The following is a 24,228-nucleotide window of genomic DNA, read 5'->3' on the forward strand; positions in this document are numbered from 1 at the left end:
TCCAGCGTCGTGACTGCGGTCAGGCCAGTTCCGCGACCGTCGCTTCGACCTGCTCAACCCGAGAGCGGTTGGTCGTGGCGTCTTTCTCGACACGGACGAGGTCGTCCGCCGCACCGACCAGTTCCTCGTCGTGGCTGACCACGAGAATCTGCTCGACGCCGACCTCGTCTCGCATATACTCCACGAGGTCGAGTAGTTGCGTGACGTGCCCCGAATCGAGGAACACCGTCGGTTCATCGAGGATGAGCGGCGGCATCGGCGCGGCTCCCTCGATGCCCTCCGCGAGCAGCCGGTAGATGGCACACCGCAGGCTAAGGTTGAACAGCGCCCGTTCACCGCCGGAGAGCTGTTCGGGCTCCAGCGGTTCGCCATCCTTCTGGTACACTGTCAGCTGATACTGCCCGTCAAGTTCGATGTGGGAATAGGAGTCGTTCTGATACACCAGATCAAACGTCTGATTAAGCATGCGTTCGAGCGTCTCGACGTTGCGCTGGCGCAGTTCCGCCCGAAGCGTCCCGTACATCTCCTGTAGCTCCTCGGTTTCCTCGTACAGCGTTTCGAGTTTCTCCAGAGTCGCTTCGAGGTCCTCGCGCCGGTCCCGCAGTGACTCCAGTTCCTCGATCTCGTTCGTGACGCCGCCGATGGCGTTTTGCAGTTCGTCGCGCTTTTCGCGTTTCTCCGCCAGCGCCGCCTTGGCCTGCTCGATGTACTTTTCCGCGCGCTGCTTCTCGTTACGGGCTTCGTCGATTCGCTCCTCGTCGAACGACTCCGCGAGATCCTGCTTGCGCTCGCGTTTCTCCGCTAGCTGTTCGCGGCGCTGGTCGTTCAGTTCGGCCTGTTGCGTGCGCTTCTCGCGCAGGCGTTTGATATCGTCGTCGCAGTCGTCGATCTTCGCAAGCAGGTCTTCGACCCGATCTAAGCGCTCAATCGACTGCTTGACCTGCTGGCGCTCCTGATTGCACTCGGCGACGACCGAGCGGCATTCCTCGGCCTGCTCGCGGGCTTCGGCAGCTTTCTCGCGCTTCGTCTCGGCCTCGGACTCGTGTTTCGCTGCTTCCTCGCGGAGCGTCTCGATGCGCTCCTGGTCCGCGTCTAGCCCGTCTTCTTTCTCCTCGACCAGTTGCACGATGTTCGAGCGGTTGTTCTCCAGCGTCGCCAGTTCGTCCGCGGTCTGGACCAAGTCTGTCGCCGATTCGTGTTCTGCCTGCAGGTTCGACACGTCCTCACGGGCGTCCGCGAGCGTCGCCTCCAGCTCCGAAATCCGCTCGCGGTCGTCCTCGATGGAGTCGACGTGTGGCGACTCGGCCACGTCCTGTCCGCACTCGGGGCACTTTCCGGCCTCCAGCAGCGCCTCCGCCTCGGCCAGCGCATCGCGCTCGCTCTCCAGTTTCGTCTCCAGTTCGGTCACCCGTTGTCGGGCGTCTTCGAGGTCACTGGCGACGGATTCTTTGTGCGACCGTGCGCTGTCACGGTCGGTCGGCTCGTCCTCGAACCTGGCTTCGAGATCGGCGATCTGGTCGTCGATATCGCTGATCTGCTCCCGGCGCTCGGAGATGGTCTCCCGCGCTGCTTCGATGTCTGTTTCCAGTTCGTCGGCTTCCCCGCGCTTGTCCTCGGCTCGGGATTCGAGGTCCGCGGCGCTCTCGGCTAGCGCATCGGCGGTGCTGCTGTGTTCCTTCGCGTCGACCCGCTGGTCCTCAATGCGGCTCTGCAGTTCGTCGTCGCGGGACTGCAGTTCGTCGAGTCGCGCATCGACGGTTTCCGGGTCCGGCTCCGAACGGTCTAGGTCGGTTTCAGCGACGGTTTCCGAGAGGTCCTTCCGCAGCGACTCTCGCTGGTCCTGCAAGTCGCTGATTTGCTCTTTGAGGTCGGTTCGTTCCGTCTCCGTCTCTGTGATGGTCGTCTCCAGTTCCTCGATGTCGGTTTTGAGGGTCGACAGTTCGTCGCGTTTCTCCTCGTACTCTTCGAGGACCGACTCGGCCTGCGTGAGCGTCTCCTCGGCGGTAGCCTTCTGATCCTCGATGTGTTCGATCTCGTCCTGCAGTTCTGACTCCTTTGTTTCGAGGCCGTTCAGGCGTTCGTGGAGGTCCTTCGCCTCTTTTTCCTGTATCTGTTCGTCGAGTTGTGAGAGTGCTCCCTGCTTGTCGTCACGCACGCGACCGACCCCGACGCGGGCGTCGCTGGCCCGCTCACGGTACTCCTCCAGTTTCCCCAGTTGCAGGAGGTCGTCAAGCATGTCCTGTCGGTCGCCGGGGGAGGCGTTGATGAGTTTGTTCACCTCGCCCTGGCGGACGTAGGCGCAGTTGACGAACGCCTCGCTGTCCATCCGCAAGAGCTCCGTAATCCGCCGGCGCACGTCGCGCGCCCCCTCGTAGTTTCCGTCGGGTGTCTCCAGCACACACTTAGCTGTCGTCGGTTGTGCTCCAGTCGCACGGACCCGGCGCGTGAGGTGGTAGTCGCCGCCGGCGTGGGAGAACCACAGTTCGACAGTACAGTCGTCGGCTCCGATGGTAACCACGTCGCCGAGATTCTCGTCCAGCGCTTTCGAGCCGTATAGTGCGAAGAAACAGGCCTCAAGCAGGGACGACTTCCCGCTCCCGTTGAGTCCGTGGATAACGGTCACACCGTTGTCCAGTCGCAGGTCGGCATCGTCGTAGCACTTGAAATTGGATAGCTTGACGCGTTGGAATTTCATTGTTGACCCTCCATTACAGGAACTCCTCGACGCTCGCCTGACCGTCGTCATCGGTCCCGTCGACCGGTGCCGTGTCGTCGGCATCATCCTCGTTTACGCTCGCGGTGTCGGGCGCTTCATCACTCGCAGCCGTTTCTGTGTCGGCTGCGAGGGCATCCGAATCCTCACTGAGCAGTTCACGCACGTGCCGTTCGACCTCGTCTTTGACGTTCGCGTCGGCGACCTTCGAGGCGCGGATCGTCTCGTCAATGTCGTGAGCGGCCTCGCTCAATCCGAGGTCGCGGACGCGCTCGGTGACAGCGTCGTCCGGGTCGGCGAAGCTGATATCGGTTTCTCGCTCCTCGGCCGTGATTTCCCGGTGGTCAGTGACGCGAGCCACGAGCGCCCCCCGATCGAGCGCGAACGATTCGACGCTGGCCGGGGTGACCGGGTCGCCGTCGCCGCTGATAGAGACGATGACGACGGCATCCTCTAGGTCGTGCTGGCCGACGCGGCTCCGGACCCGTTCGACGCCTTCCTCTGGCCCGAGGTCCACGTCGACGAAGACGAACTCGCGGGTGTCGAGGCCGCGGCGGGTGATCCGGACCTCGTCGTCGAAGGTGACGATGTTGTACCCGCGATCCTCGCGCTCGCTTGCACTCGCGCGCTCGGTCGATCCGCAGTAGGTGACCCAAGCGTCCTTGACTTGCTGTTTACCGGGGTCGTGGTTGTCGCCGAGCAACATCGCGTCAAACTCAACCGACGACTCGGTCAGAATTTCTTCGGCGTCCCAGTCGCCGTAGTCAAAGGGCTGGAACAGGCCGTGGGTGACCAGCGCGGCGCTGTCCGCATCGTGGGCAGCGAAGTCGTAGTCGAGGTCGTCGCGCTGCGAGCGCGGCACGAAATCGAGGCCATAGAAGGCAGTATCGCCGATGACGGTCGGCTCGTCGTCGAGCCGCGTCGCCAGGCCCAGCGATTCGTACAGATCGAGCCACTGGGCGTCGCGCTTTGCCTCGTGGTTACCCACAACGGCAAGAAATGGGATATCGGCTTTGGAGAGTTCTTCGAGAACGTTCAGCGTGCCCATGATATCTGCGAGGGCCGGACGGCGGTCGTGGAACAGGTCACCGGCGTGGACAACGGCATCGGCGTCGTCCGCGATGGCGTCTCGAACCACCTGCCGGAACGCATCGAGGAAGTCGTCCCGCCGGTCGGGGACGTTGTACTGCTGATACCCGACGTGGGTATCGCCGGTGTGTATCACCCGTGTCATTTGCCCACCCGTAAGCCAGCGCCACCTAAAGGGGTATCGTGAGCGGAGTGAAAATGGTCGGCGGCACTGTGGTCAGCCCGGTGGCTACGATCCATCGCTGGGTCCCGCCGCGGCGTCCCGGTACCGCCGGAACGCCCGCAAAGCCGCCCGGCCCTCGTCTGCCAGCCCACTCACCTCGTGTTCGGCCTGTGCGACGGCTGCTTCGAGTCGTCCGACGCCGAACGTCTCGACGAAGGCGACCGCTTCGTCTAAATCGTCGGTTGTCCGGATTGCTCGTTCGATGACCGTCCGGTAGCCGGCGTCACCACCCGTCTCATGGGCTTCCATCCGGCCTGCGCTACTACCGCCCTCCCGGTCGGCTGCTCGGGTAGCCCCGCCCCCGTCGTCGCTGTTGTCGCCCTCCCCGTCAGCGAGCGCCGCGAGTGCCGTTTTCACCTGGTCGCTATCGGTCATAGAACGGCGTGGCCACGGCATCCGAAATAAACGTTTGCTGGCCCCTGACCGCTTAATTGCGCGTCCGAGACAACCACTCAACCCAAAAAGGTTGGAAAAGCGTACAGTTTGCCGAGGTGACTAGTTCGATAGAACTAACAGCCCAGCACCGGTGTTACCGGACGAGAATCTACTGTCGGATGGCCCCACAATGTCTCTACGCACATTCCGCTCCGACGACAAAGCGCTCTCGTCAATCACAGTCGTCGGGCTGCTGATTCTGGTAACCCTGCTCATCTCCATCATCCTCGCGCTGTTCGTCCTCGGCGGGTGAGGCTGGACGAGAGCTTTCTGACAGCGACCGGTACGTTTCCCGCAGTACCCCGTCCAAGCGTTCAAATACCAGCACGGGACCAGCGCCGGGCATGACAGATATCGAGACGCTGGCCGAACGGCTCCGTACAGTCGAACGCACGGTCACGGACGGAACGACTGAGTTCCCGGAGGTAACGGAACTCGCCGAGTTGGAGAGCCGTATGGACACCGTCGAAGAGCGTATCGACGACATCGACGAGCGGACGGCGGAACTCGAAGCCGCGACACAGGCCCTTCGCGGCTACGTGGGGAACGTCCGCGCGGTCAACGAAGACGTCGAGCAACGCGCCGACGCGGCGCTGGCGGCAACCGACCGACTGGAAATCCGACTCGACGAAGCACTGTCGTCGCCGTCGACATCTGACCCACCAGCGGCGGGGACAGATCAGTTACAGGCGGAGACGGTACAGGGCCATCCAGGTCTGTCGGATAGCGGTGACCGCACAGAAACGAACGCCACGACCGAGGAGCCGACCGATTTCTCCGCCATCACCGACGGTGGTGACCCCGACAACGACGGGACTCCTGACGCGGGCATCGTCGGGCGCATCCGCGCGCTGCTGTGATATACCGACTGGTCCTCGCTGTCGCAGTCATGACCGCACTTGTCAGTGTATCAGCGCCAGCACTGTCGACGGCCAGAGCTGACACAGCCAGCGATACGATGGAGCGCCAACTGGACGAACTGGAGGCTGAATTGACGACGTTAGTCGAGACTGACGACGCGACGACGAACGGCGATGCGCGACGCGTGGTGGAGATACAACTCCCCGTGCGGACCTACACGAACGCCGGCGTCAGTCAGCTACAGTTCGCGGAGCGGGCCGGTGTCGGTATCGCGACCTGGACAGTCGAGTCCCGGAAACAGACCGAGCGGTTGGTCGGTATTCCGATCCGAACGACAGCGGCGACCGACCGACTCGACAAACCCGCCACACATCGGCTCGTGTTCGTGCTGACGCGGTCAGATGGCCAGCGGATACTGCGGGTCCATCGGTTTAAGTCCGAAGCCGCGCCGAGGCACGGCCATGCGTGAGTGGCTTTTCGGATCATCGACCGCGTCCGGCTGTTGCTGTGAAACAGCCATCGAGGGTGGGCGGCTATTGGTAACAGCGGACCAGTGTCCGGGCGGCGGCGACCTCGCCGCGTCGGCTGACTGTCGGGCGACAGTCGTCGAGTCGCTCCCCTCAGCCAGTGTCGATACTGTCGTCACGAAACAGGCAGGACAGGAGCGAGTGTACGCCGATCGGGCGGCGGCAGTGCTCACTGCGGCTGGCCGGTTCGCGACCAGAGTCGCCTCGCTGGACGATCGCCTCGCAGCCTGTTCCCGCCGGGACCCCGTCGATGCCGCCGCGGAGGCAGTCGGTCGAGCGGGGCCGGTCGCTGACTTGGCTGCGGAAACCGGATTGGCTGTCGCCACAGAAGGCTTCGATACCAGCGAACAGGCGCTTACTGCATACACTGGACCAACAATTAGCGACGCCCGTGTCGGGGCAGCACCACCAGCGGATTCGGCGCTCCGGGACCAGCAGACGCTGCCGACAGAGGCTGTCGTTCGGCGATACGACAGGCACGGCGACCAACTACCGATGTATCACATCGAGCCCCGCGAACAGCGGTTCGACGCGGACACGATGGAGACGCTCGTCGGAGCGTACGAGCGAGTCGCGACCGCTGCTGCCGACGGCGGCTGTCACCCGTACGACGCAGCTACCGCGGTGGCCGGCGACAGTACGACAGCAACTGCGGTCGGTGCAGTGCTGGAGAAACACACGGGCGGGCTCGGGATTCTGGAAGATATATTCGCCGATCAGCGGGTGTCCGACGTGTTTGCGACAGCCCCTGTGAGTGACACCCGGCTCCGAGTGCGTTGTGACGGCGAGGCGATGCGAACCAATGTCCGCCTGACGCCGTCGGGCGCGAACACGCTGGCGTCGACGTTCAGACGGTCGAGCGGTCGAGCGTTCTCGCAAGCGAACCCGACGCTCGATGCAACGGCGACGGTGGCTGACCGGCAGATCCGCGTCGCCGGTGTGAGCGAACCGGTCAGTGATGGCCTCGCCTTCGCCTTTCGCGCCCACGACAGCGACGTATGGCGGCTGGCCGACTTCGTCAACAACGGGACGATGCCGGCCGCCGTCGCCGGACTGCTCTCCATCGTCGCGGAGCGCGGCGGGGCCTGCCTCGTCGCCGGCCCCCGCGGCGCGGGCAAGACGACAACACTCGGGGCGTTGCTCTGGGAACTCCCCCACGAGGTCCGGACCATCCTGATCGAAGACACGCCCGAACTTCCAGCGTCGTCGTTGCGGTCCGATGGACGGGACGTGCAGGCGCTTCGGACTGCCCGCGAAGAAGGACCGTCGGTCGACGCCACAGAGGCCCTGCGAACAGCACTCCGCCTCGGCGAGGGCGCGCTCGCCGTTGGAGAAGTCCGTGGCGAGGAGGCCAGTGTTCTCTACGAGGCGATGCGTGTCGGTGGCGGCGACGGGGCCGTCCTCGGAACGATTCACGGTAACGGCCCCGAAGCCGTTCGGGAACGGCTGGTGTCGGACCTCGGCGTCCCGGTCCAGTCGTTCGCGGCGACGGATCTCGTGATAACGCTGGCACCGCCCGCGTCGGCGCACGGCCGCGGCATCGCATCTGTCGCCGAAACCGTCTCTCATGGCGACGATGTCTCTTTCGAGATGCTCTACGAGCGCGACGGGTCGACAGCGACGGCTACCGGTCGCCTGACGCGGGGCAACAGCCGTCTGGTGGAGTCACTCGCCGCGCCCGGGGAGTCCTATGCAGAGGTACTCGACGCTATCGAGGCGCGAACCGAACGGTTCGAGGAGTCGGTGGCTGTCGAGACGCCTGAGAACGAGCTGCCCACAGGCGAGGTCCAGCCGTGAGCCACGCCGGCAAGTCAGACGATTCTCGTGACGACGCGAACACGGAATCAGCCGCACCGCTCACAACCGCGCTCATTGGGGCCTGCCCGGGCACTGTCGAGGTACCGGACGACTACCGGCGAGCGTGTGGGCTGCTTTCGGTTTCGGCTCCGCCCGAGACACTGCTGACGGCGAGCTACGCCGTTGCGGTGTGTGGCTCCCTGCTCGCACTACTCGTCGGTGTGATGGTGACCGGACTGCTGGCGACGACTGTCAGCCTCGGATTCCTCGGCCTGTCTCTGGGTGTCGCGGCGCTGGGGCGGTACGGTATCCCCTTCGTGGCGGAGGCGAAGCGGATTCGGACGCTGGGGGCCGCGCCCTCGCTCGTCACGACGCTGGTGCTTGGCGCGACGCTATGGCCCAGCGCTGAGCGGGCGGCGGCGTTCGCCGGGCAAACCGGAGACGGCCCGCTCGCTACCCGGCTGGAACACCATCGGCAGCGAGCCGCAGGGACGCCACGGAGCGGTCTGGAAACGTTCGCGACAGCCTGGAGCGACCGCTTCCCCGCGCTCGAACGCGCAGTCGGGCTGGTCGAGAACGCGACGGTGGCTCCAGCCGAAGAGCGGCCCGAGGTCCTCGAACGCGCGCGGCGACGCATCCTCGACGGGACGCGTGATGAGATGGCGGCCTTCGCGGCCACACTCCAAGGACCGGCGACCGGGCTGTACGCGTTCGGTGTTCTCCTGCCACTGGCGATGGCGTCGCTGCTGCCGGCCGCCGCTGCCGCGGGTGTGCCAGTGACCGCCCCTGTGCTGGTCGGGATCTACGGCGTCGTCTTGCCCGCCGCGCTGCTGGTCGCCTGCTGCTGGCTCTTGGGACGGCGGCCGGTCGCGTTCCCGCCGGCGACAATTCCGCAGAGCCATCCGGACGTGCCGGCGTCGGCGCTCCCGTCGATCGCGGGCGGCATCATCGCCGGAATCGGTGGATGGTTCCTTGCCAGCACACTTGTCGCTACGTGGGCGTCTCCCATCGGCGCGCTTGGGGCCGGCGTCGGGAGCGCGCTCGTCAGCTACTACCGCCCCGTCGCCGAGGTGCGCGACTACGTCACAGATGTCGAATCGGGCCTCCCGGACGTGCTATCGGCTGTTGGTCGTCGACTGGGCCGCGGCCAGTCGGTCGAAGCCGCGCTTGTCGAGGCTGTCGACGAGACTCCCGAACCGACCAGCGCCGTGATCGAATCCGCCGTCGCGCGTCAGGAACGCCTCGGTACCAGCGTCAAGGGGGCATTTCTGGGTCCCGGCGGCGCGCTCGCTGAGGTCCCGAGCCGCCGTACTCGTCGAGCGGCGACTCTGCTGGATACAGCCGCGACAATCGGGCCACCGGCGGGGACGTCCGTGACGACGATGGGCGAGCATCTGGACGCACTTTGGACCATCGAGTGCGAGACGCGCAGGGACCTCTCGCAGATAACCGAAACGCTGTCGAACACCGCCGCGCTGTTCGGTCCGCTTATCGGCGGTGCGACCGTCGCGTTGGCTGGGTCGATGGGGGGCGGCGAGCAGTTCGCTACCGTTTCGAATGCGCTGCTGGGACCGGTCGTCGGCTGGTACGTCCTCGTTCTGGCTGTTTTGCTGACGGCGCTAGCGACGGGTCTGCATCGGGGCCTCGACCGCGCGCTCGTTGGTTATCGAACCGGCCTGGCGCTCCTGTCGGCCACAGCGACCTTCCTCGTCGCCGTTGTCGCCACCGAGCTGCTGGTCTGAGAATTTAAATCAAAAAACGCAGCCAGGCCGTTCCATGTTCGAAACGCACGTCGATACGCTGTATCTCTGGGTCGGCCTGGGGACAGTGAGCGTGGCCGTCCTCGGCGTCGTCGTCGGCCTCCCGACGACCGCACCGCCGGACGCGACGGCAGCGGCCGCGACTATCGATGAGGTCACAACCAGCCCGCCCGGGTCCGTCGCACATCGACGACTCGTCGCTACAGAGTGGGCGTTCGATGGCCGTGAAATCCGTCTTCGCAACGACGGTGGGACAGCCACCGCACGACTGATTCGAACGGCTGTCCCGGCGCGGACCGAGCAGCTACAGTCTGTGGTCGACGGTGCGCGGCCGAAGGCGGTGTACGAATCACCAGCGGCGTTCCATCGAGATACCCGTCAGGCCCAGACTACAAACGACAGGTGGCGACCGGCTCCGGACCGGGTGACCGTCAGGCACGTCGCCTGGGGAGGGACCGATGTCACTATCGTCGGATAGGGCGACGACGGAACCGCTTGCCGCGCTCGTCGCTGTCTTCGCCGTCACGCTCGGCGTATCGCTGTATGCCGGCGTGGTCGACGAAGCGTTCGGAACCCTCGACGACGAGCGCAATATCGCCACGCCGACCGCCGATGCTGTGGAACAGCGGCTCTCGTCGGCCGGCGTCGTTCGGCCTGAGGAGGTCAATAGCGCGCTCGATGCGGTGCCAGCGAACTACCACGGGAACGCGACCATCACATCGACGACCGGCGAGCGATGGAGCAGTGGGCAAAAGCCACCGAAGAGCGCCGACACCGAAACCAGAACGGTGAACGTGCGAGTCGGAGCGGGAGCAGTCCGTCGCGGAACGCTCACCGTGCGGGTGTGGCGATGAACAGGGCGATGAGTGCCGTCGCTGACGTGACGGTGTTCCTCCTGCTCGTCGGTGCTGCTGCGGGGACTCTCGTAAGCGGCGTCGGGGTCGAGAAGCCGGCGGCGACCACAAACCCTGCGGCTGACCAAGCGTCGACGCTGGCAACGAGTACCGCGAGCGTCGAGTACGATTTGCTCGTCCCACCGTCAGAGCACCGCAGGCCACCCGACCACGCCACGCGGCGGCAGCGGACGAGTCACGGGACCGTCGCAGAACTACTCGGTGAGGCGGCGATGAGCGGCGTCACCATTGACGGTGACCGGGTATCGAGCGCCGGCACGGACTTTGAGTCACGAGTCGCGGCGGCGACGCGTGATAGACTCCACAGCCAGGGGCATCGAACGACCGTCCGTGTCACCTGGGCACCGTATCGCGGTGCGCCAGTCAGCGGTGAGTACCGCGTCGGCGACCAGCCGCCGGGTACTGTAGACGTTCGAGCGGCGACGGTAACCGTCCCGAGCGGGATGGAGAACGTCTCGGAGCCAGCCCGCGAAGCGGCGAGGACAAACGGCTACGACGGCGTGGCGACGGTCGTGGCTCGGAGCATCGTCGACGGGCTGTTCCCGCCGACGCAGTCGCGGTACGCCCTCCGTGGCGACTACCCCGCAGACGTGCTGCTGGCGACGCGATACGAGCGCATGGCCGATCTGACAGGAACGAGCGTTGCTGTCGAACGACAGTCGACGGTCGAGATGAACCGCGACCTGACCGAGGCGCTCGCAGCGCGGCTTCGAACCGATATGCGGTCGCGGTACGACTCGCCGGCGGACGCTGCCAGCGCCGTTCGGGCGAGCCGCGTCCGCGTCACTGTCAGGACGTGGTCGCCGTGAGGGACGACACCCGTGGCCGAGTCCCCTTCGCGTTACTCGGCGTTCTCCTGCTGGTGAGCAGTCTCACGCTAGCCCCGACGTTCGTCACCAAACCGGCTCCGAGCGAGACGGCGGTCGAACGGGCGCTGAATCAGGCCACGGCGGAGACACAGGTCGCCGTGCGGGACGGCGTCTCGACGGCTGGCCAGCAGGCAGCGGCGAATCCGGTCGTCACGCCGGCCGATACACCGGCTGGCCGGGTCCTGAACGACTCGACGGCGTTCCGGGATTCGCTCAGAATCCGTGCCTATCTCCGGGTCGCCGACCGGCTGGAGCGCGTCTCCGGTCGAAGCGGTGACGTGACTGTGACCGCCAGCCTGCCAGCGGTTTCTAACGTAACCGACCTCCGAACAGCGAAACACCGTGTCTCGGTCGAACGCGCTGGGCCGAACGAAACCGCGATGCGAGCCGCAGTCGAGAATGTCACTCTGACGGTCCGGCGCAACGGAGCAGTGGTCTCGACGCGGCGCATTTCGCCGACTGTCGTCGTCCCGACACAGGCGCTCATGCTCCACGATCAAGTGTCGACCTACCAGACGCGTCTGAACAACGGTCTAGACAGGCCGGGACTGAGCCGGCGGATGACAGCCCGGCTGTACCCGATGGCATGGGCGAGAGGCTACGCGCAATACGGCGGCGCTGGCATCGAAAACGTCGTCGCAAACCGGCACGTCTCGCTGGCGACGAACGGCGCCCTGCTCGGCGTCCAGCGGTCGACCTTCGGACGGAGCGACCCGGCTGGTCGCCGTGCGCTGAAAGAGACAACAGCGGTGACTGGGATCAAAGACATCATTCGGGGCAGCAGGGGAGCTGCTGTCTCCAGCGACGTGGTCGGCCAAGCCCAGTACAAGCCGATCAGTGAGACACCGCCGCGTCCGAAATCCACAACGGGTCCGAGCTCGACCGATTCGATGACCGTCGGCGTCAACGAGACAGCCGACACTGCGTTCCGGTCAGTCACCGAGCCGTCAGCCCTCAACGAGACGCTCAAAGACGCATACACGGTCGAGGTAGCGCTGGAAACCGACAAGCATCGACTGGGCGGGGGGCCGCCGGGGACGCCGCCGACGCCGGGCACCGGGTGGACACTGGTCGCCGACCGGACGACCACCGCTACGGAGGCAGTTGGGAACGCCAGCGGTCGCGTCGCAACGCCGGACGGCTGGCACACCTTGGAGACGTTTAGTCGTACTGTCGAGCGCCAGTACACACGGACCGCCGTCTGGCAGAACGGGTCGATACGTCAGCGCACGACTACCACAAGCACCGCGCGCTATCGCGTGACCGTCGCCGTCGTCGGCCGCCATCACGGCCGTTCACCGGCACCGAACCGCTCGATTCGGACCGCACACGACGCCAGCCCGAGTCCGCTGAACGGGTCGAACCTCGCCGACGTGGAACCGAAAGCGATGGACACGCTCGTCGGCCACACCGGGGGGCGAGACGGGACCGCTGAGCGAGTCATCGACGACAGCCTCAGCCGGACGGAGGCGACGGTGACGGCCAACCGACCGCCAGAACTGCACGACTGGGTGTATCGGGACCTGATGGACCTACGGGCGTCAGTCCGCAACACGACCGTCACCGTCGAGCGTGGACACGTCGGGACCTTCGAAACGAATCCCCCGCAGGAACTCCGAGAACGAGTCGCGAAACGTCGTGCAACCCTTGCGGCCGTGCCGGACACCTACGACAGCGCGGCACAGAAGGCACGCGTCGCGGCCCGGCTGACCTATTTGAATGCGGTGTCTGCGGAGTTGAATAGCCAGGCCGCGGCGCGTGACAGCAACCGAGAGCGAGTCGATACACAGCTATCGGAACATACCGACGGGTCGCTGCGTACCCTCCGGAAAGGGTTAACGGCGCGGGAGACGCCCATTCCGCGCTCGCGTCCGGTGCCAGTCGGTCCGGCCGGGCCCGTCAGAACGCGGGTCGATGCGCAGACACCGTATCTGACGCTGGCCGAGCTAAACGAAAGCCGGTATCGCGCGCTGGATGGGAGCGAGCATCCGCTGGTGGCGCGGAACGCGAACGTGTTCACAGTCCCCTACGGCGACGCCGCTGACGCCGTCGTTGGCGGTGCGTTCGAGAGTGGTGACAGGGTACGCCTCGCAACGGCAGCGAACATACTCGCGGCCGCGAACGAAACCCTCGAAGCGGAGTCGAACGCCACGCTGGCTTCGGAACGCAACGCACTCCAGCGGGAGGTCGAGGCGGCCAACAGGGAGATGACGACGACACTCTGGCTGGCAGTCTCTCAGCACACCGAGGCTAAACAGGGCGAGAGCAAGGCTATTGTCACTGAAGCGATGTCGCCGTGGGAAACATCGGCGGCCCGAGCACTGGCCCTGACCAACGGCTCCGCTCAGGAACGGGTCGCCCGCGTCGCCGGTACCCGACTGAACCTTACGCGGGTCGAACGCGACCGCCTCCGCCTGCGACTGCTCTCGGTCGATACACCGGCGACCAGACCGACGCTGGGGTCCACGAACGGGACAGCCTCTGCGGTGCGGTCCGTGGCGAAATCCGAACTGAGCAGCGCCCTGGCAAGTGCCGGTGAACAGAAGGCTCAGCAGTTCGCGAAGAAGCGGCTTGGGACGGACAGGCTCCCGGCAGGTCTCCCGCTGGCACCACCAGTCGCCCCCTGGTACGCGACAGCGAACATCTGGTGGGTGACTGTCGAAGGCGAGTACGCACGGTTCGCCGTCTCCGCGAGCCACGGCCCGCCGAGCGAACCCGGCGCGCAGACCACCTACGCACGCGACGGCCACGACGTCACGCTCGACGTTGACGACGATCAAAAGGCCGAACGACTGGGTACCGCCGACCGCGTCTCGTTCCGAGCCGATACTGGCGTTGTCGTCGTCGTGCCACCCAAACCGCGCGGAGTCGGTGATAAGGGCGGCAATGCCGTGGAGGAATCCAGTGGGTGGCCGGACGCAGGTTCCTGAATCCGGGCCGCATGACCGAAGTAAAATACCCCGGGGCCATACCGATGCCCATGCTTCGAGGCGAGTTTCCAGACGCGGGCGAGCAGTCCTCCGAGGAGTTACTGGCGGCCTACAGCACCGTGCTGGCCGAAACGGTCGAGACAGTCGGCGTCGAGGAAATCGTCGCCGAGACCGGTCTCGATCAAGCGACGGTGACAGCGTTCGCCGACGGCGATATCGCCGACCGGACGCTCGATGAGGCGGTCGCCGTACTGGCGACCGGGCCGAACCGGCCGGATGCGGACGCACTACAGGCCGAAGCGCAGGACATCCTCCTGATGGGGATGACGACGGCTGTGATGGACGTAGAATCGCTGGCTTCTGGCATCGACGACGAACTGGAGCCGAAGGAAATCCAGCAGAAGATCGAAGGCCGCTACCCGGTGACGCTGGCCGAGTACGCCCTCCTGCACAGCCATATCGAGGGGGAAAAGCGGTGACGGAGCGCGTCGCCATTCTGGGCTGTGGCTACGTCGGCCTCGAACTCGGGCGGCAGTTGCAGGACGACTACGAGGTCGTTGGCGTTCGCCGGTCCGACGACGGTATCGCGGCTATCGAGGACGCCGGCTTCGAGGCGGTCCGGGCCGACGTAACCGACGCCGAGTCGCTGTCTGCGGTGCCGGACACCGACTGGCTCGTCTTCGCCGCAAGCTCTGGCGGGCGGGGAGCCGAGGCCGCCCGCGAGGTGTACGTCGAGGGACTCCGGACGGCTATCGACCACTTCTGGTCGCGAGCCGACCCGCCCGAGCGGCTGGTCTACACCTCCAGTACCGGCGTCTACGGCGACCACGACGGCGCGTGGGTCGACGAGGAGACGCCGCTGGACCCACAGACCGAGAAGACCGAAGTGCTGGCCGAAGCGGAGCGGGTCGCCCGCGAGCGTCCCGTGGAACACGGCGGCCACGGTTCGGTCGCCCGCTTTGCCGGCCTGTACGGCCCGGACCGCTACCGACTGGAGCGGTATCTGGAGGGGCCGGTGACGGCCGGCTACCTGAACATGGTCCACCGGGCCGACGCGGCCGGGGCCGTGCGCCACCTGTTGACTGAGGACCACTGTGACGAAGTCGTGCTGGTCGTCGACGATGAACCCGTCGAGAAGTGGGCCTTTGCCGACTGGCTGGCCGAACAGTGTGACGTCCCGTTCCCGCCGAAACAGACGACCGAGGAACGACTCGCCGACGATAGCCTCTCAGAGACCGCAAAGCGCCGTATTCAGACGAGCAAGCGATGCTCGAACGACCGGCTCCGGGAACTCGGGTATACATTCGAGTACCCGACGTTCCGGGAGGGGTACCGCGACGCCGTCCGAGAATACCGGCAAAATTAGCTGTATAAGGGGCGAACTTTATTACTGATAGGCTGGCGAACTGCGTGGTATGACACGCGTTGCCGGCGGCGGACTCCAGATCGACGCCGCCGCGGCGTTCGCTAGCGAGAATCCCCTGCTGATCGCTGGTGTCGCTGTAGCCCTCCTCGTCTTTCTCGGCGCTGGCGTCTGGCTACGTCGGTATCTCAGCCGAACGCCCGGCGAGCGGCTGCGTCGGACGCTGACCGGCTACGACCGGATCGCGGTGTTGATGCACCCGAACCCGGACCCGGACGCGATGGCCTCTGCCCTGGCCGTCAACCAACTCGTCGCCGGCACCGATACGTCGGCGTCGCTGCTGTACCCCGGAGAGATACGCCGCCCGGAAAACCGGGCCTTCCAAACAGTGCTGGATCTGGATTTCGACCATATCGAAACTGTCGAAGACATCGACGGCGAGGCGGTCGTCCTCGTCGACCACAACACGGCACGCGGCTTCCCCGGTGCCGAGGAGGTCGAGCCAGTCGCCGTCATCGACCACCATCCCGGCAACGGCAGCGGGGATGAGTTCACCGACATCCGGTCCGACTACGGGGCCTGTGCGACCATCTTCGCGAGCTACTTCAATCAGTTAGAATTCGAGTTCAGCGACACACAGGGGAACGGGGGTATCGATATCGACGCTGCACCGGCAGAAACCGTCCCCTGTGCGCTGGCAACAGGGCTGATATACGGTATCCAGTCGGACACCCGGTCGCTGACCAACGGCTGTAAGTCCGAGGACTTCGCGGCTGCCGCGTACCTCTACGACGGGATGGACAGCGACCTGCTCAACCGCATCGCGAACCCGCAGGTCGACGCGGAAGTGCTCGACGTGAAATCCCGGGCTATCAGGAAACGAGAGGTGCGAGCGCCCTACGCGTTCAGCGATGTGGGCGAGGTGTCGAACACGGACGCGATTCCACAGGCAGCAGACGAACTTGAGACGTTAGAGGGTGTCTCCGCGGTCGTCGTCGTGGGCGAGAAGGAGGGCACCATGCGTATCGCCGGGCGCTCCCGGGACGACCGCGTCCACATCGGGCGGGCGATAGAGGCCGTCGTCGACGACATCCCGATGGCAGAGGGTGGCGGCCACGCGCGAATGGGCGGTGGCAAGGTCCCGGTCGAGCACATGGCCGGCCTCGGTCCCAGTGACGGCGTCTCCCGGGAGGACTTCCGCGAACGGGTGTTCGACGCGATGAGTGGCGAGCTGTAGCGAGCGACTGGAACGCCCTCGTCGATTCCAGTGAATCTCTGTCCTTTTGTCACTGCCCGACCAACGGCCGGTATGGCCACACGGGAGGCGACCTGGGCGTACCGAGACGACCACGACGAGTTCGCGCGCACGTTCTACCGCCGATTCGGTGACGGCGTCGTCTCCAGTATCGGCATCGGCACGTATCTGGGCGACCCGACCGACGTGCGGGATGCGAGCTATCACGACGCTATCGTCACAGCGCTCGAATCCGGCATCAACGTCGTCGACACGGCGATAAACTACCGCCATCAGCGCTCCGAGCGCGTCGTCGGCGATGCCGTCGCGGACGCGGAGGTAGACCGGGAGGCAATCGCTGTTGCGACGAAAGGCGGGTTCATCCCATTTGACGGGGAACGCCCAGCAGATCCTGGCGCGTTCGTCCAGTCAGAGTACCTCGACACCGGCATCGTCGACCGCGACGACCTCGTTGCGGGCCAGCACTGCATCGCACCCGACTACATCGACGACCAGGTCGACCGGTCGCTGACGAACCTCGGGCTGGACACCATCGATCTCTACTACGTCCACAACCCGGAGACGCAACTGAAATCCAAGTCCCGTGAGGCAGTGTACGACCAGCTAGAGGCGACCTTCGAGCAACTGGAGGAGCGAGCGGCGGCTGGCGACATCAAACACTACGGCGTCGCGACGTGGGAGGCGTTCCGCGTGCCCGCCGACCACGACAGTTACCTCTCGCTGCCGGAAGTCGTCGAGCGCGCCCGTGCCGCGGCAGAGACGGTCGGCAACGCGGCGACGCATCTCCGCGCGATTCAGTTGCCGTTCAACGTCGCGATGGCCGACGCGTTCACTGTCGAGTCCCACGACGGCGCGGAGGGGCCGCAATCGGCGCTGTGGTTCGCTCACGAGGCCGGGCTAGACGTGTTCACCAGCGCCTCCATCATGCAGGGCAAGCTGGCCGCGGAAGTCCCGGACGACGTGGCGGCGAAGCTCTCGGGTGAGACGAGCGCACAGCGCGCCATCAACTTCGCGCGCAGCGCGCCGGGCGTGACCTGCTCGCTGGTCGGGACGGGCTCGGTCGAGCACGCCCGCGAAAACGTCGATGCGGGCCGATACGAACCGCTCGGTGCCGATGCGTTCGACGCCGTCTTCGAGTAGCTAGCTGAGTTCCTTCCACTTGCCGTCGCACTCGGGGCAGACGCGCACTTTCCCGACCTCGTCCGGGTCGTTCTCCGTCGCGAGCGGCTCGTCACAACTGGTACAGGAGAGCCGTCCGTAGTTGTCCTTCTCGACGTCGCCGGCCCGGAGGGCCTTCCTCACTGAGTCCATACCTGCCAGTGTGCTACCCGCGTGTAAAAACCCCGTGGCGGCGTTCCGGAACGTTGTTCAGGTTTTCCGATCTATCACCAGTCGTGTCTCGTCGCCGTATCTTCGGCTCGCTGTTGGGGATGGTGTTCTGCATCAACCTCGCCAGAGTCGTCTTTGCCCCACTCATCGAACCGATTCGGGCGACAACGGGCGCCTCTGATGCGACACTCGGACTGCTCGCGACGATGGCCTGGGCCGGGAGCGCCCTCCCGCGGCTGCCCACCGGCATCCTGCTGACCCGGATGTCGCGGGCGAAGGTCATCTTCGGCTCCGGTGTCGGGTTGACTCTCGGGACGACGTTCACCGCGCTCGCGTTCGACCCGACGCTGTTGCTCGTCGGCGCATTTAGCATGGGGCTTGCAAGCGGTGTCTACCTGACCGCGGCGAACACGCTGGTCAGCGAACTGTTTCCGGAGCGGCCCGGCCGCGCGCTCGGGCAACACGGCGTCGCTGCCCAGCTCGCCGCTGTCGGCGCGCCGGCGCTGATATCGTTCGTCCTTGTCGTCGGCACGTGGCGAACCGCGCTACAGGGGATCGCCGTCGCCGCGGGACTGGTAACCGTCGCTTTCACTATCGTCGCGAGACGCTCTCGACTCCCTGACGCCGGGAGCGAAGACCGCGATCTCCTCGGTGCGGCGCGTGCCCAGTGGCACATCATCGTCACCAGCGTCGCTACCATCGGCGTCGCGGGACTGGTCTGGAACGGGCTGTTCAATTTCTACGTCACCTACGCCACGAGCGTCGGCCTCACGCCCGGACGGGGACGGACGCTCCTGTTGCTCGCGTTCGGCGCCGGGGTGCCGGCCTTCTACGTCAGCGGCCGTCTGGCCGATCGGCTGCCGTCGATTCCGTACCTCCTGACGATGCTTGCGGCCTTTACCGGCTGTGTGCTGGTGTTGCCGTCGCTGACCGGGTTCTGGTCGCTGGCCGCGTTCAGCGTCGTCGTCGGCTACGTCATCCACAGTATCTTCCCGGCGGTGGACGCGTACCTGCTCGGCTCGCTCCCGGACCGCCACCGCGCGAGCGCCTACGCCACCTACGGCGCGGGCATGATGGTGATGCAGGCTCCCGGAAGCGCGATCGTCGGACGGCTGCTCGACGCCGGCGTCACGTTTCCGACGCTGCTTCGCGGCATGGGAATCGCGTTACTTGTCGTCCTCGTCGCAATGGTATCGCTGCATCTCAATGGCCGACTGCCGAGCGCAGCCCGAGCCTAAAGGCTGAAGCCGCTCGGTGCCGCGTCACCTGTATGGACCTGCAACCGGACGAGCTGGCTGGCGTCGTCGACCTCTTCGGCTCGCTCACCAGCGCGGAGCTCGTCGACGCTTGCGGCGAACTCGCCTTCAAGCAGGGCATCGACACCGACCCGGACGCGGTAAGCGCGGCTATCGACGACGCTGTTGACTCGTATCACCTCGTCGCCGTCGACGACCACGCCGCCGACACCGACGAGACGCTGCTGGTCGTCGGCCCGGTCGCGTTCCCGGCCCTGTCCGACGGCGCGGCCGACCTCCCGCACATCATGGACGTGCCGGCCCGCGACCTCGCGCGTGACGCCGTCATTGAAGCCGTCAAGGCCCGCTTCCGAGAGGATGCGGTGATGGCCGTCAAGAACGGCGACGAGGACCGCGTCGAGACACTGCTCGACGTGAGCTACGACATCGAAGCCTGGGAGAACGTCGATATGGACGGTCTCCGGGACCGTCTCGACGACGTGTGATCGACTGGTGACAACGTCAGAACGCGACCAGCGTTCGTTTTTATCAGACGGGATTCGATTCGAGCTTTCAATGGGGGAGGGGCGGCATTCCGTATTCTGCACCATTAAATCGGCTAGTTCGTAGGAGTGAGCCGCCCGAATTAAGATGGTCGGTCACTTACGGTATGCTATGCAGTTTGACCGGGTCGCGGCCCACGAGCCAGTCGTCGTGGACGATGAGCCACAGGAGGCCGCCGTCATCGCCCCGGTCGTCACACGACCTGCGGGCGAGTCGATACTGTTCACGAAACGCGCCGACCACCTGTCGGACCACCCCGGGCAGATGTCGTTCCCCGGCGGCGGCCGGGAACCCGAAGACGATGACCTGCTGCGGACGGCGCTCCGGGAAGCCAACGAGGAGATCGGGCTTGACCCACTGGCGGTCAATGTCGTCGGTCGCTTAGACGATATCCGGACCATCACTCGCTACTCCGTGCGCCCGTTCGTTGGGCGGATTCCGGACCGTGACTATCTACCCTCGGACGAAGAAGTCGCCGAGATAGTCACCCTGCCGGTGTCGGAGCTAACGGACCTGAACAACTACGAGTCCGAACACCGGGACCACCCCCACTACGGCGAGATACGGCTCCATTTCTTCTATGTCGACGGCTATACCGTCTGGGGCGCGACGGCACGAATGCTCGTCCAGTTGCTCGAACTCGCGACCGACTGGCGGATGCCGCCCGAACCTGACCGGTATATGGAACCGGATGACGATTTGCCGCCAAGCGTGCGCGACGAAGCCGAGTGAAACAGGGCCGGTTGTGGCGGGGCCGAGAGCGACAGGATTTTGCGACCCGATATCGTTCATGGCGTACTGGATGACCACGCTTACCGGTGCGACACTGGCGGCCGCCGGCATTGACGCGGTGGCGCTCAAGCCCACGGAAGTAGACGTGTCGCGAGCCACGGCCCTCGACGTTGAGACACTCGCAATCGATTACGAGGGAGCGGCCCACGTTCCGGAGCCGGACACCATCGAACAGCTGGCGTCGACCACTGACGTGCGTGTTACCGCGCCAGTTCGGGCCGACGGTTTCGACCCGCTGGGCGACGACAGCGGGTTCGACGCGCTGCCGGCAGGTGCGGGACACGTACTGGTCGCCGGCCACAGCGCGTATCTCTCAGCGGACGAGGCCGAACGAGCCGTCGCACCGCGGTTACGGGCGGCCGTCGACGATACCAGCGACCCCTGGGTCGGTACCGAAGGCATCGAGCGCCTCGCGCTGGCGGTCGGTGGGACGCAGTACGAACTCCTCTCGCGGACGACCGTCCGCGACGTTCGGACACTCCGGACCGCCGGTTTCGACGGTTCGATTGCCGTTTACGCCCCGCTGGTACTCTCGGACAGCGAAGACGCGATGCTCGACGCCGTCGGCGACTACGCGGCCCGGCGCGGCCCAGTTCGGGACGCACTACCCGAGGGTGCGCCGACGGACAGCCGAGCGACGGACCGGGCCAGAGACGTACTCAAACAGGCAATCCGCGACTACGCGCTCGTCGGCTCCGTCGAAACAGTCGCCGAGCGAACCGACCGACTCCACGACATCGGTGTCGACACGGTTGTCGGCTACCCGGCGCGTGGACTCGACCCGTTCCTCTCGTAAATGACGGTTGCCGTCGTCGGCGGCGGGGCCGTCGGCCTGTCGACCGCGCTGGCGCTAGCTCGCCGCAACGCGTCTGTGACGGTCTTCGAACGCGACACCCTCGGGAGCGGCGCGAGCGGCCGGGCGGCCGGCCTCTGTTACGACGCGTTCGCTGACGACGTGGACGCCGCCGTCGCCGCGGATGCGCTCGCTCGCTACCGTGATATGGACCTGTTCGAGCCCCAGCCCTACGTCTGGGTCGCGCGCGACGAGAGCGATGCCACGGCCGTCCGCGAGCAGATCACGCAGATGCAGAACAACGGCGTCGGGGTCGAGACGCTCACGTCGGCGGAACTCGGTGACCGCTACCCCGCACTCGATACCAGCGGCATCGAGGTGGCTGGCCTCGCCCGCGACGCCGGCGTACTCGACCCGGACAAGGTGGTGGCGACACTGGCAGAGCAGGCCCGCGAAGCGGGTGCAACCATCGAAACGGGTACCCCGGTCTCGCTCGATTCGCCGGCAACCGTCGAAACAGCGGACGAGACTCGGCCGTTCGACGCGGTGGTCGTCGCGGCCGGCCCGCAAACGAAGCCGCTCGTCGCCGATGTCGGCGTCTCGCTCGCACTGAAAGCCTACCGAGCGCAGGCGCTCGTAACTGACCCGGTCGACGCCACCCTACCCTCGTTCTACGACGCGACGCGGGAGTTCTACTGGCGGCCGAAGGGCAACGCACTACTTGTCGGTGACGGCGCACACGAGGTCGACCCGACGGACTGGAACCCCGACGCGGACGCCGAGTTCGTCACTCGGAGCCTCGACCGCGTCGAGCAAACGTCGGCGCTGACGCCGGCCTGTGACAGAGCCTGGGCCGGCCTGTGTACGGCAACGCCCGACGGTGCGCCGCTGGCCGGGCAGGTCGCCGACGGGCTCTGGGTAGCGACTGGCTGGCAGGGCCACGGGCTCATGCGCGCGCCGGCGATGGGCAATTATCTCGCCGCAGACGTACTCAGTCGCCCGAACCCACTCTCGGAACACTTGCCAGATCGCGTCGACCCGACACGGTTCGATGGCTCTGAAGAATTCGCCGCGCTGGACGACCCGACGCGTGACTGGGACGCGTGAATTCGGTGTAAAAAGATGTATACACGCCGATCAGGCGTCGTCTTCGCTCTTGTCGCCTGATTCGGTCACGTCTTCAACGTCGGCCGTTTCGCCCTCCCCAGCCGCTTCGGTCTCCTCGTCGGGCTCGCTGTCGTCGGTTTCAACGCCGACATCCGTCGCTTCGTCCTCGTCGTGGCCCGTCTCGGCTTTCGGGATGCGAACGTGGAGCGTCCCGTTGCTCTTGAGCGTGGCCTGGGCCGTCTCTGGGTCGACAGCGGCGTCGCTCGGCAGGGTGACGCTCCCATCGAGCGCGAGCCCGCGCCCGGGATAGCGCATCTCGAAGCCCTCGTAGAAGTCACGGAAGCGGTCGATGCGGACCTCAACACGGTCGTCGACGTACCGGACCTGGATGTCCGACGCCGTCGTTCCGGGGGCGTCGAAGACGACGAGGTAGGAGTCGTCCGACTCCAGCAGGTCCGAGGCCAGCGGCTTGTTCTCCTGAACCCGGCCGGCGGCCCGGCCGATGTTCTCGAATATCGCGTCGCTGATCGAGGAGCCGATGTCCCGCATCATAGTTCCACTTCGTCGAGGCAGTCCGTCCCGCCACAGTACGGGCAGGAGAACGCCGCGAGTTCGACATCGTCCGGCATATCGTACGTGTAGTGCATCTCGAACATGTCGAGTTCGCAGCTGTCGTCCGTGCAGACGACCTCCATGGTGGCTGGCATACTATTTCGTTGGTCCGTCGGGGACAAACCCCTTACGGACGGGGAAGGGGGCATCCCGTTCCTGCCAGTCCCAACATTGATACCGTCACCGGCGTACTCGGGTGTATGAGTGAACGCGTCCTCGGGGTGGATTTCAGCGGCGCAGCGACCGCTGGCGACGCGCTCTGGGTCACCGAGGCGATACCGACGGACGACGGGCTGGAGATTCAACAGTGCTACCGCGGGACGAACGAGTGGGGGCGTGACCGTGAAGCGGCCCACGCCGGCCTCGTCGACCGCATTACCGACGACGATGTGGGCACGGTTGGGATGGATTTCCCGTTCAGTCTGCCACAGGCGCTCCTTGACGCGCAGTGTGGCGGGACCTGGGCCGGTTTCGTCGACTGGCTTGCGAGCGGGAGCGGCCCGACCGACCCGGGGTCGCTCTCCGAGGCGTGCCGGCACACCGCCGAGATGACGACTGGCAGCCGTGACCTGCGCCGGGAGACGGACTTCCGACGCGGCGCGCTGTGTCCCTACACGAACCGGACGCGCAGTATGACTTTCTACGGCGTCCGGGACGTACTCGGGAAACTGCGAGACGACGACTCAACAGCCGTCGTACCGATGCAAGGCTGGAACGCCGACACGCTCGTCGCCGAAGTGTACCCCGCCGCAACCTTTGGCTGGCTTGGCTGTTACCGCGAGGGGTACAAGAACGTTGACGACCCCCGACAGCGCCGGGAGGCAAACGTCGCGGCGGTCGAAGCCTGTAGCGTCACCGTCAGCGACCACCGCGACACCTACCTCGGGAACCACGACGCGCTGGACTCGCTGGCCGCCGTCATCTCCGCGAGCCGGCTGGCCGACGGCGCAAGACCGCTCACCTCGGGTCCCGAAAGTGAAGGCTGTATCTACGTTTGACGACGCAGTGAGGGGACCGTCTTCGGGCCGAAGCCCGGCATATATCAGTTTCCGGCCCAAGT

25 protein-coding genes are annotated in these 24,228 nt (G+C 65.8%); 19 read left to right on the top strand and 6 right to left on the bottom strand.

Translation table 11 applies throughout. From position 1 onward, the window contains the following. Positions 1 to 19: 19 nt before the first annotated feature. The 3 genes from rad50 to IEY38_RS00815 form a co-directional block, all read right to left on the bottom strand. Positions 20 to 2,695 (bottom strand): DNA double-strand break repair ATPase Rad50, encoded by a 2,676-nt coding sequence (gene rad50 / locus IEY38_RS00805; RefSeq protein ID WP_188974549.1) that lies wholly within the window; start codon positions 2,693 to 2,695, stop codon positions 20 to 22. Between the two features lie 13 nt (positions 2,696 to 2,708). Then, positions 2,709 to 3,947 (bottom strand): DNA double-strand break repair protein Mre11, encoded by a 1,239-nt coding sequence (mre11, locus tag IEY38_RS00810; RefSeq protein WP_188974550.1) that lies wholly within the window; start codon positions 3,945 to 3,947, stop codon positions 2,709 to 2,711. An 84-nt stretch (positions 3,948 to 4,031) separates the two neighbouring features. Next, entirely contained in the window at positions 4,032 to 4,400 is a 369-nt protein-coding gene (locus IEY38_RS00815) for a hypothetical protein (RefSeq protein ID WP_188974551.1), read from the bottom strand. Positions 4,401 to 4,590: 190 nt separating this feature from the next. Between IEY38_RS00815 and IEY38_RS21590 the strand changes: the two genes are divergently transcribed. From IEY38_RS21590 to IEY38_RS00875, 13 genes are all read left to right on the top strand, one after another. Beyond that, on the top strand, positions 4,591 to 4,713 hold the full coding sequence (locus IEY38_RS21590) for a hypothetical protein (protein WP_268238726.1): 123 nt from the start codon (positions 4,591 to 4,593) through the stop codon (positions 4,711 to 4,713). 91 nt (positions 4,714 to 4,804) lie between these two features. After that, entirely contained in the window at positions 4,805 to 5,320 is a 516-nt protein-coding gene (locus IEY38_RS00820; RefSeq protein ID WP_188974552.1) for a DUF7310 family coiled-coil domain-containing protein, read from the top strand. Beyond that, positions 5,317 to 5,790 carry a DUF7311 family protein gene (locus IEY38_RS00825; protein ID WP_188974553.1) on the top strand — a complete coding sequence of 158 codons (474 nt, stop codon included), beginning with the start codon at positions 5,317 to 5,319 and terminating at the stop codon, positions 5,788 to 5,790. Before IEY38_RS00820 ends, IEY38_RS00825 begins: the two co-directional genes overlap by 4 nt. Then, positions 5,783 to 7,645 (top strand): ATPase, T2SS/T4P/T4SS family, encoded by a 1,863-nt coding sequence (locus IEY38_RS00830; RefSeq protein ID WP_188974554.1) that lies wholly within the window; start codon positions 5,783 to 5,785, stop codon positions 7,643 to 7,645. Before IEY38_RS00825 ends, IEY38_RS00830 begins: the two co-directional genes overlap by 8 nt. Then, positions 7,642 to 9,387 (top strand): type II secretion system protein, encoded by a 1,746-nt coding sequence (locus tag IEY38_RS00835; RefSeq protein WP_188974555.1) that lies wholly within the window; start codon positions 7,642 to 7,644, stop codon positions 9,385 to 9,387. The genes IEY38_RS00830 and IEY38_RS00835 overlap by 4 nt, the downstream gene beginning before the upstream one ends. A 34-nt stretch (positions 9,388 to 9,421) precedes the next feature. After that, positions 9,422 to 9,883: a DUF7283 family protein gene (locus tag IEY38_RS00840; RefSeq protein ID WP_170097209.1), complete on the top strand. Its 462-nt coding sequence runs from the start codon at positions 9,422 to 9,424 to the stop codon at positions 9,881 to 9,883. Beyond that, complete coding sequence (locus tag IEY38_RS00845) at positions 9,864 to 10,259, top strand: DUF7285 family protein (RefSeq protein ID WP_188974556.1); 396 nt, start codon at positions 9,864 to 9,866, stop codon at positions 10,257 to 10,259. The genes IEY38_RS00840 and IEY38_RS00845 overlap by 20 nt, the downstream gene beginning before the upstream one ends. A gap of 8 nt (positions 10,260 to 10,267) precedes the next feature. Next, the gene (locus IEY38_RS00850) at positions 10,268 to 11,128 is read left to right on the top strand and encodes a DUF7284 family protein (RefSeq protein WP_229775190.1); all 861 of its coding nucleotides are present in this window, start codon (positions 10,268 to 10,270) and stop codon (positions 11,126 to 11,128) included. Next, positions 11,116 to 14,118, top strand: a complete 3,003-nt coding sequence (locus tag IEY38_RS00855; protein ID WP_188974557.1) for a DUF7286 family protein — start codon at positions 11,116 to 11,118, stop codon at positions 14,116 to 14,118. The genes IEY38_RS00850 and IEY38_RS00855 overlap by 13 nt, the downstream gene beginning before the upstream one ends. 50 nt (positions 14,119 to 14,168) lie before the next feature. Then, entirely contained in the window at positions 14,169 to 14,597 is a 429-nt protein-coding gene (locus IEY38_RS00860) for a DUF5791 family protein (protein ID WP_188976099.1), read from the top strand. Next, positions 14,594 to 15,484 carry an SDR family oxidoreductase gene (locus tag IEY38_RS00865; protein WP_188974558.1) on the top strand — a complete coding sequence of 297 codons (891 nt, stop codon included), beginning with the start codon at positions 14,594 to 14,596 and terminating at the stop codon, positions 15,482 to 15,484. The genes IEY38_RS00860 and IEY38_RS00865 overlap by 4 nt, the downstream gene beginning before the upstream one ends. Before the next feature lie 49 nt (positions 15,485 to 15,533). Then, complete coding sequence (locus IEY38_RS00870) at positions 15,534 to 16,718, top strand: DHH family phosphoesterase (protein WP_188974559.1); 1,185 nt, start codon at positions 15,534 to 15,536, stop codon at positions 16,716 to 16,718. 72 nt (positions 16,719 to 16,790) lie between these two features. Beyond that, positions 16,791 to 17,876, top strand: coding sequence for an aldo/keto reductase (locus IEY38_RS00875; RefSeq protein ID WP_188974560.1), 1,086 nt, complete (start codon positions 16,791 to 16,793; stop codon positions 17,874 to 17,876). On the opposite strand, the gene IEY38_RS00880 is transcribed toward IEY38_RS00875, so the two are convergent. After that, the gene (locus tag IEY38_RS00880) at positions 17,877 to 18,047 is read right to left on the bottom strand and encodes an HVO_0758 family zinc finger protein (protein WP_004517187.1); all 171 of its coding nucleotides are present in this window, start codon (positions 18,045 to 18,047) and stop codon (positions 17,877 to 17,879) included. It abuts the gene before it with no gap. Positions 18,048 to 18,166: 119 nt separating this feature from the next. Here IEY38_RS00880 and IEY38_RS00885 point away from each other — a divergent pair, with 119 nt between their 5' ends. The 5 genes from IEY38_RS00885 to IEY38_RS00905 all read left to right on the top strand — a co-directional run bounded on the left by IEY38_RS00885 (position 18,167) and on the right by IEY38_RS00905 (position 22,556). Next, on the top strand, positions 18,167 to 19,303 hold the full coding sequence (locus tag IEY38_RS00885) for an MFS transporter (RefSeq protein WP_188976101.1): 1,137 nt from the start codon (positions 18,167 to 18,169) through the stop codon (positions 19,301 to 19,303). Between the two features lie 32 nt (positions 19,304 to 19,335). Then, positions 19,336 to 19,806, top strand: a complete 471-nt coding sequence (locus IEY38_RS00890) for a DUF7109 family protein (protein ID WP_188974561.1) — start codon at positions 19,336 to 19,338, stop codon at positions 19,804 to 19,806. Between the two features lie 169 nt (positions 19,807 to 19,975). Continuing rightward, positions 19,976 to 20,596, top strand: coding sequence for an NUDIX hydrolase (locus IEY38_RS00895; protein WP_188974562.1), 621 nt, complete (start codon positions 19,976 to 19,978; stop codon positions 20,594 to 20,596). A gap of 70 nt (positions 20,597 to 20,666) precedes the next feature. After that, entirely contained in the window at positions 20,667 to 21,452 is a 786-nt protein-coding gene (locus IEY38_RS00900; RefSeq protein ID WP_188974563.1) for a DUF7388 family protein, read from the top strand. Next, complete coding sequence (locus tag IEY38_RS00905) at positions 21,453 to 22,556, top strand: NAD(P)/FAD-dependent oxidoreductase (protein ID WP_188974564.1); 1,104 nt, start codon at positions 21,453 to 21,455, stop codon at positions 22,554 to 22,556. 30 nt (positions 22,557 to 22,586) lie between these two features. Here the strand turns inward: IEY38_RS00905 and IEY38_RS00910 are convergent, their stop codons facing one another. After that, complete coding sequence (locus tag IEY38_RS00910) at positions 22,587 to 23,108, bottom strand: Hsp20/alpha crystallin family protein (RefSeq protein ID WP_188974565.1); 522 nt, start codon at positions 23,106 to 23,108, stop codon at positions 22,587 to 22,589. Further along, the gene (locus tag IEY38_RS00915; RefSeq protein WP_004517194.1) at positions 23,105 to 23,263 is read right to left on the bottom strand and encodes a DUF7559 family protein; all 159 of its coding nucleotides are present in this window, start codon (positions 23,261 to 23,263) and stop codon (positions 23,105 to 23,107) included. The genes IEY38_RS00910 and IEY38_RS00915 overlap by 4 nt, the downstream gene beginning before the upstream one ends. A 105-nt stretch (positions 23,264 to 23,368) precedes the next feature. On the opposite strand from IEY38_RS00915, the gene IEY38_RS00920 reads away from it, so the two are divergent. Continuing rightward, complete coding sequence (locus IEY38_RS00920; protein WP_188974566.1) at positions 23,369 to 24,166, top strand: DUF429 domain-containing protein; 798 nt, start codon at positions 23,369 to 23,371, stop codon at positions 24,164 to 24,166. Positions 24,167 to 24,228: the final 62 nt, after the last annotated feature.

Source organism: Haloarcula sebkhae (assembly GCF_014647415.1).
GTDB lineage: Archaea > Halobacteriota > Halobacteria > Halobacteriales > Haloarculaceae > Haloarcula > Haloarcula sebkhae.